The 13,108-nt window shown below is 69.9% G+C and carries 12 protein-coding genes; 6 read left to right on the plus strand and 6 right to left on the minus strand.

The window, feature by feature from the left end; genetic code table 11:
* Window positions 1–100: 100 nt before the first annotated feature.
* On the minus strand, window positions 101–754 hold the full coding sequence (locus HJ588_RS12325) for a DedA family protein (protein ID WP_171155994.1): 654 nt from the start codon (window positions 752–754) through the stop codon (window positions 101–103).
* Window positions 755–797: 43 nt separating this feature from the next.
* Window positions 798–2,159 carry a serine hydrolase domain-containing protein gene (locus HJ588_RS12330; protein WP_171155996.1) on the minus strand — a complete coding sequence of 454 codons (1,362 nt, stop codon included), beginning with the start codon at window positions 2,157–2,159 and terminating at the stop codon, window positions 798–800.
* Between the two features lie 52 nt (window positions 2,160–2,211).
* Between HJ588_RS12330 and HJ588_RS12335 the strand changes: the two genes are divergently transcribed.
* On the plus strand, window positions 2,212–2,994 hold the full coding sequence (locus HJ588_RS12335) for an exodeoxyribonuclease III (RefSeq protein ID WP_171155999.1): 783 nt from the start codon (window positions 2,212–2,214) through the stop codon (window positions 2,992–2,994).
* A 6-nt stretch (window positions 2,995–3,000) separates the two neighbouring features.
* Here HJ588_RS12335 and HJ588_RS12340 read toward each other — a convergent pair whose 3' ends face one another.
* Together HJ588_RS12340 and HJ588_RS12345 are read right to left on the minus strand one after the other, a co-directional pair.
* A complete protein-coding gene (locus tag HJ588_RS12340) occupies window positions 3,001–3,528 on the minus strand; it encodes a GNAT family N-acetyltransferase (protein ID WP_171156000.1) in 528 nt (175 codons plus the stop codon).
* The gene (locus HJ588_RS12345; RefSeq protein WP_171156002.1) at window positions 3,525–4,136 is read right to left on the minus strand and encodes a TetR/AcrR family transcriptional regulator; all 612 of its coding nucleotides are present in this window, start codon (window positions 4,134–4,136) and stop codon (window positions 3,525–3,527) included. The genes HJ588_RS12340 and HJ588_RS12345 overlap by 4 nt, the downstream gene beginning before the upstream one ends.
* 92 nt (window positions 4,137–4,228) lie before the next feature.
* Here HJ588_RS12345 and HJ588_RS12350 point away from each other — a divergent pair, with 92 nt between their 5' ends.
* Both HJ588_RS12350 and pcrA read left to right on the plus strand, forming a co-directional pair.
* The gene (locus tag HJ588_RS12350; RefSeq protein ID WP_212755896.1) at window positions 4,229–5,425 is read left to right on the plus strand and encodes an MFS transporter; all 1,197 of its coding nucleotides are present in this window, start codon (window positions 4,229–4,231) and stop codon (window positions 5,423–5,425) included.
* 121 nt (window positions 5,426–5,546) lie between these two features.
* Window positions 5,547–7,958: a DNA helicase PcrA gene (pcrA, locus tag HJ588_RS12355; RefSeq protein ID WP_171156004.1), complete on the plus strand. Its 2,412-nt coding sequence runs from the start codon at window positions 5,547–5,549 to the stop codon at window positions 7,956–7,958.
* 37 nt (window positions 7,959–7,995) lie between these two features.
* Here pcrA and HJ588_RS12360 read toward each other — a convergent pair whose 3' ends face one another.
* Window positions 7,996–8,499: a GNAT family N-acetyltransferase gene (locus HJ588_RS12360; RefSeq protein WP_171156006.1), complete on the minus strand. Its 504-nt coding sequence runs from the start codon at window positions 8,497–8,499 to the stop codon at window positions 7,996–7,998.
* A gap of 730 nt (window positions 8,500–9,229) precedes the next feature.
* Window positions 9,230–10,039 (minus strand): peptidoglycan DD-metalloendopeptidase family protein, encoded by an 810-nt coding sequence (locus HJ588_RS19790; protein WP_171156008.1) that lies wholly within the window; start codon window positions 10,037–10,039, stop codon window positions 9,230–9,232.
* Window positions 10,040–10,405: 366 nt separating this feature from the next.
* Between HJ588_RS19790 and icmB the strand changes: the two genes are divergently transcribed.
* The 3 genes from icmB (at window position 10,406) to sucD (ending at window position 13,044) form a co-directional block, all read left to right on the plus strand.
* Window positions 10,406–10,819 carry a coenzyme B12-dependent isobutyryl CoA mutase small subunit gene (gene icmB, locus HJ588_RS12370; protein WP_171156011.1) on the plus strand — a complete coding sequence of 138 codons (414 nt, stop codon included), beginning with the start codon at window positions 10,406–10,408 and terminating at the stop codon, window positions 10,817–10,819.
* Between the two features lie 115 nt (window positions 10,820–10,934).
* Window positions 10,935–12,113 carry an ADP-forming succinate--CoA ligase subunit beta gene (sucC, locus tag HJ588_RS12375; RefSeq protein ID WP_171156013.1) on the plus strand — a complete coding sequence of 393 codons (1,179 nt, stop codon included), beginning with the start codon at window positions 10,935–10,937 and terminating at the stop codon, window positions 12,111–12,113.
* Window positions 12,114–12,147: 34 nt separating this feature from the next.
* Window positions 12,148–13,044, plus strand: coding sequence for a succinate--CoA ligase subunit alpha (gene sucD, locus HJ588_RS12380; protein ID WP_171156015.1), 897 nt, complete (start codon window positions 12,148–12,150; stop codon window positions 13,042–13,044).
* Window positions 13,045–13,108: the final 64 nt, after the last annotated feature.

Genomic DNA, 13,108 nt, shown 5'->3' on the forward strand with positions numbered 1-13,108 from the left:
GAGCAGCGCCGTTGGCCTGGAGCGTAGAGCAGCCGCGCTGCTCGAAGGGGGCTAACGAACAACAATCCTGACGGGCGCTCCGGGGCCGATCTGGCGACGGCTAATCGGCAGCCGGGGCCGCTTGCTCGACGCGACGCTGCTCGGCATACGCCTCGACCTTGCGCTGCAGCCTGCGCTTCAGCACTGTCGAGAGGAGCAGCCCGAAGAGCAGTGCGACGCCGAGACCGACGTAGGAGAAGTCCTTGAGGTACTTCTCGGCCGCCTTGCCGAGGTAGTAGACGAGGTAGGTGGTGCCGCCGGCCCAGCAGATCGCGCCGGCGAGGTTGGCGGCGAGGAAGCGCGGGTAGTGCATCTTCAGCGAACCGGAGAGCGGGCCGGCGAAGATGCGCAGCAGTGCGATGAAGCGGCCGAAGAAGACCGCGAGCATGCCCCAGCGGTGGAAGACGTGCTCGGCGTAGTCGATCAGGTCCTTGTTGAAGTGGTGCGGGAACTTGCGCTCCAGGAAGCCGAACAGGTGATGCCCGTAGCGCCGGCCGACCGTGTAGCCGATGGTGTCGCCGATGACCGCGCCGCAGACGGCGGAGATCGCGATGCCGTGCGGGCTGATCGACAGCTCGTGCTTGGACGACATCACTGCGGCGGCGACCAGGATGATCTCGCCGGGCACCGGTATGCCGAGGCTCTCGATCCCGACGGCGAGCCCCGCGAGAAGGTAGACCGCGAACGGCGGAATCGTCGTCAGCCAGTGCTCCATGTGCGTCCTCACTCGTCAACGTCGACGCCGCGCACGAGCGGCGTCAGCGCCAGCCTTGCCCGGTCCCTCCGGGAATGTCTGCCCCGGGATCGTACGGTGTGCGGCTGAAACGGAAGCCCGCAACGTCGAGGTGAGTCGGGTCCTGCGGCGACGGCAGCGCGGTCAGGCGCTCGCCGGCGAAGTATTCGTCCAGGCCGATCCAGTCACCGTCTCCCGCCGGCGCGAAGGTGGAACCGCGACCGTTGCCGCGCTCCGGCGCCAGCCGGAGCGTGCCGTCACCGGCAACGGTCAGCGTGTGCGGCCGCGGCCCCCAGAACCACGTGCCGGTGAGCGCGTTGGCGGCGGCCGGGTCGGGCGCCGGCGAAGCGGTCCACGGCGTGCCGGTGCGGGGCTGGTGCTGCCGTGCGAGCTGGAGCAGACCGATCGCGTCGAGGCCGATGCCCGCGGTGTTGTTGACCAGCAACACCGCGCCGTCGCCGGTCTCCGGGTCGATCCGCAACGCGGCCTGGTGGCCCGGCATCGAACCACCATGACCGACGTAGCGGGTGCCGTCGCGGTTGACGATGTCGAGCCCGAAACCATAGGCGCGAGACCAGTTTTCACCTGGTTCGTCGTTGACGAGCGTCGGGATCTGCATCTCCCGCCGCAGCCCGTCGTCCAGGACGGCCGGGTTGCCGCGGGCGAGGAAGAGCGCAAACCGCGCGAGGTCGCCGATCGTGGACCAGAGCTGACCGGCCGGCGCCATCGCGAGCGTGTCGGTGGCCGGCTCCTCGTGCAGCAGGTCGGCGTAGGGGTGCACCGCGAGACCGGGTGCGGCCGTCGTCCCCGGGCCGTATGACGTGTCGGTCATCCCGAGTGGACCGGTGATCTGCGACTGCACCAGCTCCGACCAGGACACGCCACGCAGCCGGGACGCGAGCTCGCCGAGGACGGCGAATCCCGAGTTGCTGTAGTGGAATCGGCGACCCGGCCGGTGGATCAGCCGGATGCTCGGCACCAGTTGCTCCCAGGTGCGGCCCGCGCTGCGCTCCCACCAGTCGCCGTCGGTCTCCGCGGGGAGCCCCGCGCCGTGGGTGAGCAGCTCGCTGACGCGGACGCCGGGCAGCGCGCCCGCGAGCTCCGGCAGGTGCTCGCCGATCGGGTCGGTGAGACCGACGAGGCCATCCTGCACGAGCCGCAGCGTCAGCACCGCGGTGAACGTCTTGGTGATCGACCCGATCCGGTATTGCGTTGCGGCAGAAGCTGTTTCACCGTCCGGGCGGCCGTCGATGCGACCGGCGGCGCCGGTCCAGGCGAGCGCGCCGTCGGCGATGACCCCGGCGACCACCGACGGTGCGCGGCTTGCGCGCTGCGCCGCAGCGAGGCGGGCGTCGAGCAGGCGGGTCGTGGCGTCGTCGAACTGCATGGCCCCCGATCCTGGCAGATCGCGGGCCGCGTCCGGATGAGAGAGTCGGGTGGTGCGCATCATCACCGCGAACGTCAACGGCATCCGCGCCACCGCCCGGCGCGGCGGCCTGACCTGGCTGGCCGAGCAGGAAGCCGACGTGCTCGCTCTGCAGGAGGTGCGGGCGGGGGAGGACCAGCTGCGCGCCGCGCTCGCCGACTCGAAGTTTGCCGACTGGCAGGTCGCGCACGCGCCCTCCGCCGCGGCCGGCCGGGCCGGGGTCGCGGTGCTCAGCCCGCACGAGATCACCGCGGTGCGGGCCGGCCTGCCCGGATTTGAGGAGCAGGGCCGGTGGGTCGAGGCCGACATCGAGGCACCGGGTGGCATGGTCACGGTCGCGTCGGCCTACGTGCACACGGGGGAGGCGCAGACCCCGAAGCAGACCGAGAAGTTCGCCTTCCTCGACGCGATGGGGCAGCGTATGGCGGCGCTGGCCGGGGACGCCGCGGCCGTGACCGGCGACTTCAACATCTGCCACACCGCGCGGGACCTGAAGAACTGGAAGGGAAATCGCGGCAAGGCAGGGTTTCTTCCCGAGGAGCAGGCCTACCTCGACCGCTGGCTCGCGGCCGGCTGGGTCGATGTCACCCGCGCCCGCGCCGGTGACGTCGACGGCCCCTACACCTGGTGGTCCTGGCGCGGAAAGGCCTTCGACAACGACGCCGGCTGGCGCATCGACTACGTGCTCGAGTCGCCGGCGCTCGCCGTGCGGTCGGGCGCGGTCGCCGTGGGGCGCGCTGCGTCATACGACCTGAGGTGGAGTGACCACGCAGCGGTGATCGTCGACCACGACTGAGCGGGTTCAGATCTCGATCCAGTAGCGGCGGATCCCGGCGGGCGCCTCGTCGCGCACCCCGCCGCACCGCTCGATGGTGCGCGCCGAAGCCGGGTTGTCCTCGTCGCAGGTGAGCAGAACCCGTTGCAGGCCAACGCCTTTGGCTTCTCCGAGTGCCAGCCGCAGCGCCTGCGTCGCGACTCCACGCCGGCGCGCGGACGGCCGCACCCCGTAGCCGATGTGGCCGCCGATGATGGTCAGAGCCTCGTTGAGTTCGTGGCGCAGGGCCAGCGAGCCGAGCACCCGATCGGGCGCGGCGTCGTCGACGATCCAGAAGACCGTCTCGTGGACCAGGCCGTCCGGCAGGCGCGTCGTCGCGTCGGCATACGCCTCACGCTGCGCGAGCCAGTCGGCAAATCCGGCGGGGTCGCGCAGTTGGTCGTCGCTCACGCCGCGGATCGCGTGGCCGTGCCGGGCGGCCGGTGACTCGAACTCCAGCAGATTGTCGAGAAAGCTGTCGTGCAGGCGCGCGGTCGGCCTGATTAGCCGAATCACTTTGTGCCTGACAAGTATTCGTCCCTGTATTCGTCCCTGGGGGTCATGGACAGCACGTCGTCGACGAGCCGCTGCGCGAGCTCGTCGTCGACGGGCAGGCCGAAGACGACGTGGTGGTAGAGCGGCGCGATGACATGGTTGAGCACCTGCTCGACACCCGGCGTGCGCTCGTCCCGGGTGCGGGCGAGCGCCGTCATCTCGGCGAGCTGCTCCTCCCGGGTGGTCCAGCACGGGCACTGCTCCACCAGTCCGTCGCGTGCCGCGACCAGCGCTCGCAGGTAGCGCGTGCGGTGCGGCCGGGTGATGTCACGCGCGATCACCCGCGCCCATTCACGCAGGTCACCGGCGAACGATCCGGTGTCCGGCACGCGTTCGTCGTCCCGGGTGAACGCCGCGACCGCGACCTCCTCCAGCAGGGCGTCGGCGTCGCCCCAGCGGCGGTAGATGCTCGTCGGATTGACGCCGGCGCGTTCGGCCACCATCGGGATGGTGATGTGGTCCGGGCGCTCGCGCGCCATCAGCTCGCCGACCGCGTCGTAGACGGCGTTCTGCACGCGCGCGCTCCGGCCGCCCGGGCGGCGCCGGACCTCGGGAGTCTTGGTCGCCATACAGACATTATTGCAGTTGGATTTGCATTAGCCTGGATCGGGCGTACGCTCGACCCTTAAAGCAGCGTTCATTGCAATTGGCGGAGGTGCGCATGTCGTTCCGGCTTTCCCGGCGCAGTGGTTTCGTCGTCGCAGGGCTGGCCATGGTCGGGATGATGGCGGCCGCCGCCGCGCCGTCGCCGCTCTACCCGATCTACCAACAGCTCTGGGGTTTCTCGTCATTCACCCTCACCGTGATCTTCGCGGTGTATGTCGTGGCGCTCCTCGCGACGCTGCTCACGGTCGGTTCGCTGCCCGATCACGTCGGGCGCCGGCCGATCCTGATCGCGGGCATGGTGCTCCTCGGGGTCGGGATGCTGCTCTTCGTGCACGCCTCCGGCACCGGCACCCTGTTGCTCGCACGGATCGTGCAGGGCGTCGCGACGGGGGCGATGACCGGGGCCGTGAGCGCGCTGATCGTCGATCTGGCGCCGAGCCCGCAGCGCGGCTCGATGGTGAGCAGCGGCGCGCCGACGTTCGGGCTGGGATTCGGGGCCGCGCTCGCCGGGGCGCTCGTGGAGTACGCGCCGTGGCCGAGATATCTCGTCTACTGGGTGCTGCTCGCGGCATACGTGGTGCTGGCGGTTGCGCTGTTCTACGTGCCCGAGGAGCGCGATGGGGCCCGCCCGCCCGCGGCCGTGCTGCTGCGCAGCCTGCGGCCGAGCCTCGGGATCGCACCGCAGACGCGGCCGGTGCTCGCCGGCCTGGTGCCGGCGTTCGTCGCCACCTGGGCGCTCGGCGGGCTCTACCTGTCGCTCGGGTCGTCCGTGGTCGGCAAGCTGCTCGGCGTCGGCAACCACTTCGTTGTCGGCCTGGTGCTCGCCGGCTTCTTCGTGCCGGCGGCGTTCTCGCTGCTGCTCGCCGAGCGGCTGCCCGCGCCGCGACGACGAGTCGTCGGGCTGGCGCTCCTCGGTGGCGGCGTCGCGCTCACCGTGCTCGGCGTGCTGGTCACCTCGTTGCCGGTCTACCTGGCCGGCTCGGTCGTCGCCGGTGCCGGCTTCGGGATCACTTTCCTGGTGGCGATGGGGGCGATCGTCGCGGCGACGCCTCCGCGAAGCCGCGCGCAGACCTTCGCCACCGTCTTCGTGATCAGCTACACCGCATTCAGCGTGCCGGCCGTCGTGGCCGGGCTCGCCGTCCAGGGCTTCGGTCTGCGACCGACGCTCGTCGGATACGGCGTGTTCGAGGTCGCCCTGGTGCTGGTCGCCGCGAGCCTTGCGGCGCGGCAGCAGGGAGCACGGCGCGTATGACGCCGTCCGCGTCCGGCGCGCCCGGCGCATCCGGGGCGTACGGCGCATCGGTCGCGGGGCCGCAGCCACCGACCGGCGACCCGGCGGCCGTCGGTGGCGGCACGTAGGCTTGAGCACCGACATGAGCAGCCTTTTCGACGACATCCCCCTGCCCGGACTGCCGGCGGACGCGGCGTCCGCCACCGTGCCCACCGACGTCGACCACCGTGGTGTGCCGACCTGGGCCAGCCTGGGCGGTGCGGCCCCGGCCGGAGCGGCGCCCGCCGGCGCGGGCGGGCCGTCGATGGCGCGTCCGGAGAGCCTCGTCGAGGGCCTCAACCCGCAGCAGCGGGAGGCCGTGCTGCACGAGGGGTCGCCGCTGTTGATCGTCGCCGGTGCCGGCTCGGGCAAGACCCGTGTGCTGACCCACCGCATCGCCTACCTGATGGCCGCCCGGCACGTGCAGCCCGGACAGATTCTCGCGATCACCTTCACCAACAAGGCCGCCGCCGAGATGCGCGAGCGCGTCGAAGGGCTGGTCGGGGGAGTCGCCCGCACGATGTGGGTCTCGACCTTCCACTCCGCGTGCGTGCGCATCCTGCGCCGCGAGGCCACCAAGGTGGGGCTGAAGTCGACGTTCTCGATCTACGACGCCGCCGACAGCCAGCGCATGATGGCGCTGGTGATGCGCGACCTCGACCTCGATCCGAAGCGCTTCCCGCCGCGGTCGTTCAGCCATCAGGTCAGCAATCTCAAGAACGAACTCATCGACGAAGAGGCTTACAGCACACAGGTTTCCGAGGGCACTCACCAGGAACACATGCTGGCCGAGGCCTATGCGTCATACCAGCGGAGGCTGCGGCAGGCCAACGCGCTCGACTTCGACGACATCATCATGATGACCGTCAACATCCTCCAGGCGTTCCCGGACGTGGCCGAGCACTACCGTCGCCGCTTCCGGCACGTGCTCGTCGACGAATATCAGGACACCAACCACGCGCAGTACGTGCTCGTGAAAGAGCTTGTCGGACATGGTGTTCCGGACGAGGCGTTGGGAGAGGTGCCGCCCGCCGAACTCTGCGTGGTCGGTGACGCCGACCAGTCGATCTACGCCTTCCGCGGCGCGACGATCCGCAACATCGTGGAGTTCGAGAAGGACTACCCCGACGCGCGCACGATCCTGCTGGAGCAGAACTACCGCTCGACGCAGAACATCCTGCAGGCCGCCAACGCAGTGATCGCCAAGAACCCCGACCGTCGGCCCAAGAACCTCTGGTCCGACCAGGGCGCCGGCGAGCCGATCGTCGGGTATGTCGGCGACTCCGAGCACGACGAGGCGGCATTCGTCGCGCGCACGATCGACCAGCTCGGCGACGAGCACGGCGTGAAGCCGAAGGATGTCGCTGTCTTCTACCGCACCAATGCCCAATCCCGTGCATTGGAAGAGGTTTTCGTCCGCGTCGGCCTGCCCTACAAGGTCGTCGGCGGCACCCGCTTCTACGAGCGGCGCGAGGTCAAGGACGCGCTGGCCTACCTGCGCGTGGTGTCCAATCCGGCCGACACCGTCAACCTGCGGCGCATCCTCAATGTCCCGAAGCGGGGCATCGGCGATCGCGCCGAGGCGTGCGTGTCGGCGCTCGCCGAGCGGGAGCGCATCCCGTTCGTGGCGGCGCTGGGCCGGGCCGCGGATGCGCCTGGCATCGCTACTCGTTCGGTGACGTCGATCAATGCCTTCACCGCACTGCTGGAGTCGCTGCGGCAGGTGCACGAGGCCGACGACACCGGGGTCGGTGACCTGCTCGAGGCCATCCTCGATCAGTCCGGCTACCTGTCGGAGCTGCGGCGCAGCCCGGACCCGCAGGACGAGACCCGGGTGGAGAACCTCGCCGAACTCGTGGCAGTGGCACAGGAATTCGACGAGAACTACCCGGGCGGATCGCTCGAGGACTTCCTCGAGCAGGTGTCGCTCGTGGCGGACACCGACGAGATCCCGGACGAGGACGGGGAGGAGACCGGTGTCGTCACGATGATGACGCTGCACACCGCCAAGGGGCTGGAGTTTCCGGTCGTCTTCCTCACCGGCATGGAGGACGGCACCTTCCCGCACATGCGCGCGCTCGGCGATCCGAAGGAGCTGGAGGAGGAACGGCGGCTCGCCTATGTCGGCACCACCCGCGCCCGGGAGCGGCTCCACCTGTCGCGTGCGGAGGTGCGGTCGGCGTGGGGCGCCCCGCAGTACAACCCGCCGTCCCGCTTCCTCGACGAGATTCCGTCGTCGTTGATCGACTGGCAACGCACCACGACGACGGCGACGCGTCCGTCGTCGACTCCTGCGGTGGCTCGTCTCGCAGCCAAACCGGGGGTGCGCAGTCCCGGGAATCGGCCTGTCATTGCCCTGGATTCGGGTGACCGCGTCACGCACGACTCGTTCGGGCTCGGCACCGTCGTCCGGGTCGAGGGGCAGGGTGACCGGGCGATGGCGCACATCGACTTCGGTGGCGACACCGGGGTGAAGCGGTTGCTGCTGCGTTACGCGCCGGTCGAGAAGCTCTGACCCGCGCCTCGGTCAGGGTGGGGGTCACGGCGGCGGTTCACGGCGGCGGCAGCTGCCGCCGGTAGCCGACGAACTCCCGGGGCGAACCATCGGGGGAGGGCACGGGTCCGGTCGGTTCGAAGTCGCAATGTTCGAGCACCCGTCGTGATGCGGTGTTGTCCACGAACACCCGGGCCGTCACGGTCCGGACCCCGCGTGCCGACGCTGCCGCGAGAGCGTCGGTGACACCGGCCGTCGCCAGACCGCGGCCCTGCGCGTGCTCGGCGACCCGGTAACCGAGCTCTGCCCCGTCCGGCCGGTCGAGGTCGAGCACATTGACCCGGCCGACGATCTCGTCGTCGAGGACGAGCACGCAGAGAAGTGACGTGCCGCAACGGTTTTCGTCCACGCGCTCGGCCAGCAGCTCGTCGAATCGCTCGAAGAACCCATCACCGCGATCGCCGATGCGCGCGGCGAAGAACGCCCGGTTGTCCCGCTCGAAACGCTCCAGCGCGCGGGCGTGCTGCGGTCCGAGCAGCTCCAGCCGCGGCGTCGAGGTCACCGGTGAAGTCTACGAACGGCCGGCTGCGGTGGTCGGGTGCTCGGTGGGTGGGTGCGCGCTGGTCTCGTAAGCGAGGGTGGCGTCAGGCGCACGGTTGCTTACGGGATGCGCGGGGAGGGAGGCGGCTGGCGGGGGAGCGGTGGTCTCGTAAGCAAGGGTGGCGTCAGCGGCACGGTTGCTTACGGGATGTGCGGGGAGGGAGGCGGCTGGCGGGGGAGCGGTGGTCTCGTAAGCGAAGGTGGCGTCAGGCGCACGGTTGCTTACGGGATGTGCGGGGAGGCGCGCGGTGGGCGGGTGCGGTGGTCTCGTAAGGCAGGGTGGCGTCAGCGGCACGGTTGCTTACGGGATGCGCGGGGAGGCGCGCGGTGGGCGGGTGCGGTGGTCTCGTAAGGCAGGGTGGCGTCAGGCGCACGGTTGCTTACGGGATGCGCGGGCGCGGGGAGGCGCGCGGTGGGCGGGTGTGTGGTGGTCTCGTAAGGCAGGGTGGCGTCAGGGGCACGGTTGCTTACGGGATGCGCGGGGGCGGGAGGCCTGCGGTGGGCGGGTGTGTGGTGGTCTCGTAAGCCAGGGTGGCGTCAGGGGCACGGTTGCTTACGGGATGCGCGGGGGCGGGAGGCCTGCGGTGGGCGGGTGTGTGGTGGTCTCGTAAGCCAGGGTGGCGTCAGGCGCACTGTTGCTTACGAGATGCGTGGGGGAGGGGAGCGCGGGGAGGCGCGGGGCGGGGAGGCCGTCAGAAGACGCCGCGGGCGCGCAGCCAGGGGGCGGGGTCGATCGCGACACCGTTGACGTGCACTTCGAGATGCAGGTGCGGGCCGGTCGACTTGCCGGTGTTGCCGGAGTAGCCGACGAGCTGGCCCTGCGAGACCCGTTGCCCGGCATACACCACGACGCTCGACATGTGCCCGTAGACGATCTGCACGCCGCCGCCGTAGTCGACGACCACGTGCACCCCGAGGCCGTCGACCGGGCCGGCCTGCACCACCGTGCCGTTGCCCATCGCGACGAGCGACGTGCCGATCGGCACGGGGAAGTCGTCGCCCTGGTGGTAGGTCGACCCGACGCCGCCCGGGGACACCCGTGCCCCGAAGCCCGACACCATCGGCGCGGCGCAGCCACGGATCGCGCAGACCCACTGCGCGGCGGGCTTGCTGGAGGTCGGCGACGGCGACGCGGAGGGGGCGGGTTTCGTTGACGAAGAAGGAGATTGCGCCGCCGACGAGGATGCCGAAGCGGACGCCGACGTTGATCCCGATGCCGGTCCCGATGCCGGGGTGGCCGGTCCGGACTCGGGCAGCAGAGGGCGGCCGGAGTCGCGGGACACGCTGCCCGGCAGTTCGCGCCGCACCGAGGTGGTCACAGCGTGACTCGACGCCACGGCGGGAGCCAGCCTCGCGGTCTGAGTCGCTGCCGGCACGGCACGCTCCGCGGCGAGGGTGCTGCCGAAGTTGAGCTGCAACGGATCCAACCCTGCGACCGCGACCCCGCCGACGGTGGCCGTGGCGGTGACCACGCCCACGGGCAGCACGACGCGACTCAACACACGCGATTGGTTGGCTGCGCGGTGCCGCCCGGCCCGCGGGCGAGCCGTGGTGGCGCCGCCGGACCGGTGCCGACCCGTATAACGGGTCATCGGACCGTCAGCCCCTGGGCAGTGACGACAGCAACCCGAACCCCGAACACCCGAACCCCGAAAACGCGCACCCGCGCAATGCTAACCGGCATCGCGGGCACCTGACTGCCAAACCTGTGGAAAATCTGGTCAGGTGTCAGGCATGGCGTTCGACGAGGTGCACGGCCTGGGTCCGGCCGGCGTGCTCGCCGGTGCGGTCACGCCCGGGCGGCCGCCGGTGACGCGGCATACCACCTGGCGGACGTGATGTCGGTCACCTGTCGATATGGTGCGCGTATGACGACAAGCCCGCTCCGCATCGTGGTCGCCAAACCCGGACTCGACGGTCACGACCGTGGTGCGAAGGTCGTCGCCCGCGCGCTGCGCGACGGCGGCATGGAGGTCATATACACCGGGCTGCACCAGACGCCGGAGCAGATCGTGGAGGCGGCGATCCAGGAAGACGCGGATGCCGTTGGCCTGTCAGTGCTTTCGGGCGCGCACATGACGCTGTTCGCCAAGGTGATCGAGCTGCTCAAGGCCAAGGACGCCGACGACATCGTGGTTTTCGGCGGCGGCATCATTCCGGAGGAGGACCTTCCGGCGCTGCAGGAGATGGGCGTCGCCACGGTCTTCACCCCGGGCGCGACCACGACCGAGATCGTGGACTGGGTGCGGACCCACGTGGGCACCGACGCGAGCGACGGCTAGCATCCAATACCGGACGACGAGGTCCGGACACGCTCCATCCGGCGCACTTCGGTCCCGTCGACCCAGCCTTGCTCAGAAGCAACTTCAATCTCTCGATGACGAGGATGGATTCCGCGTGGATCTTTTCGAATACCAGGCGCGCGACATGTTCGAGGCGCACGGAGTGCCGGTGCTGGCCGGCAAGACCGCAACCACCCCGGAGCAGGCCGAGCAGGCCGCCGCCGAGATCGGCCCGAAGTCCGGCGGCGTGACCGTGGTCAAGGCCCAGGTCAAGACCGGCGGACGTGGCAAGGCCGGCGGCGTGAAGGTCGCCAAGTCGCCCGAGGAGGCGAAGCAGCTCGCGCAGGACATCCTCGGCATGGACATCAAGGGCCACACCGTCGGCACCGTGATGATCGCCCAGGGCGCCGACATCGCCGAGGAGTACTACTTCTCGGTGCTGCTCGACCGGGCCAACCGCAACTACCTCGCCATGTGCAGCAAGGAAGGCGGCATGGAGATCGAGCAGCTCGCGGTCGAGCGCCCCGAGGCGCTGGCCCGTGTTGCGGTCGACCCCAACGTCGGCATCGACGAGGCCAAGGCGCAGGAGATCGTGCAGCAGGCCGGCTTCGACGCCGAGACCGGCGCCAAGATCGTGCCGGTGCTGCAGAAGCTCTGGGACGTGTATGCCGGTGAGGACGCGACCCTGGTCGAGGTCAACCCGCTCGTGAAGACCGGCGCGGGCGACATCGTCGCGCTCGACGGCAAGGTCACCCTCGACGGCAACGCCGACTTCCGCCACCCCGACCACGAGGCCCTCGAGGACACGGCCTCGACCGACCCGCTCGAGGCGAAGGCCACGGAGAAGGGCCTCAACTACGTCAAGCTCGACGGCGAGGTCGGCATCATCGGCAACGGCGCGGGCCTGGTCATGTCGACCCTCGACGTGGTCGCCTACGCCGGCGAGCAGCACGGCGTGAAGGCCGCCAACTTCCTCGACATCGGTGGCGGCGCCAACGCCAAGGTGATGGCCGACGGTCTCGACGTCATCCTCGGCGACGAGCAGGTCAAGTCGGTCTTCGTCAACGTCTTCGGCGGCATCACCGCCTGCGACGAGGTCGCCAACGGCATCAAGGGCGCCCTGGAGATCCTCGGCGACAACGCCACCAAGCCGCTGGTCGTGCGTCTCGACGGCAACAAGGTCGACGAGGGTCGCGCGATCCTCAACGAGCTGAACCACCCGCTGGTCACCCAGGTCGACACGATGGACGGCGCGGCGGCCAAGGCCGCAGAGTTCGCCGGCTCCGCCAAGTGATCCGCTGACGGCATACGAGAAGGAATCTTCAATAATGTCAATCTTTTTGAACGCTGACAGCAAGATCATCGTGCAGGGCATGACCGGCGGCATGGGCTCCAAGCACACCGCCCTCATGCTCGACGCCGGGGCGAACATCGTCGGCGGCGTCAACGCCCGTAAGGCCGGCACCACCGCCGAGATCGGCGGCAAGGAGCTGCCGGTCTTCGGCTCGGTGAAGGAGGCGATGGACGCGACCGGCGCCAACGTCTCGGTCGCCTTCGTGCCGCCGAAGTTTGCCAAGGACGCCGCGATCGAGGCGATCGACGCCGAGATCCCGCTGCTGGTCGTCATCACCGAGGGCATCCCGGTGAAGGACACCGCCGAGTTCTACAATTACGCGGCGACCCGGGAGGGCAACAAGACCCGCATCATCGGCCCGAACTGCCCCGGCATCATCACCCCGGAGGAGTCGCTGGCCGGCATCACGCCGCACACCATCGCCGGCAAGGGCCCGATCGGGCTGGTCTCCAAGTCGGGCACGCTGACCTACCAGATGATGTACGAACTGCGCGACTTCGGCTTCACCACCGCGATCGGCATCGGCGGTGACCCGGTGATCGGCACCACCCACATCGACGCGCTCGAGGCGTTCGAGGCCGACCCCGACACCAAGGCGATCGTGATGATCGGCGAGATCGGCGGCGACGCCGAGGAGCGGGCCGCGGCATACATCAAGGAGCACGTGACCAAGCCGGTCGTCGGCTACGTCGCGGGCTTCACCGCGCCCGAGGGCAAGACCATGGGCCACGCGGGCGCGATCGTGTCGGGCTCGTCCGGCACCGCCGCAGCCAAGAAGGAGGCCCTCGAGGCCGCCGGCGTCAAGGTCGGCAAGACGCCGTCCGAGACCGCCAACCTGATGCGCGAAATCATGAAAGACCTTGAGAAGTAAGGTCGTTCACGACTGACAAGAGCCGGGTGCCCGACGCGGGTGCCCGGCTCTCGTCATGTCACGG

This window comes from Flexivirga aerilata, from assembly GCF_013002715.1.
Classification (GTDB): Bacteria; Actinomycetota; Actinomycetes; order Actinomycetales; family Dermatophilaceae; genus Flexivirga; species Flexivirga aerilata.

Coding starts and splice junctions, on each gene's coding strand:
- sucD (WP_171156015.1), top strand. CDS start 12,148: ATGTCAATCTTTTTGAACGCTGACAGCAAGATCATCGTGCAGGGCATG.
- HJ588_RS12350 (WP_212755896.1), top strand. CDS start 4,229: ATGTCGTTCCGGCTTTCCCGGCGCAGTGGTTTCGTCGTCGCAGGGCTG.
- HJ588_RS12345 (WP_171156002.1), bottom strand. CDS start 4,136: ATGGCGACCAAGACTCCCGAGGTCCGGCGCCGCCCGGGCGGCCGGAGC.
- icmB (WP_171156011.1), top strand. CDS start 10,406: ATGACGACAAGCCCGCTCCGCATCGTGGTCGCCAAACCCGGACTCGAC.
- HJ588_RS12325 (WP_171155994.1), bottom strand. CDS start 754: ATGGAGCACTGGCTGACGACGATTCCGCCGTTCGCGGTCTACCTTCTC.
- pcrA (WP_171156004.1), top strand. CDS start 5,547: ATGAGCAGCCTTTTCGACGACATCCCCCTGCCCGGACTGCCGGCGGAC.
- HJ588_RS12330 (WP_171155996.1), bottom strand. CDS start 2,159: ATGCAGTTCGACGACGCCACGACCCGCCTGCTCGACGCCCGCCTCGCT.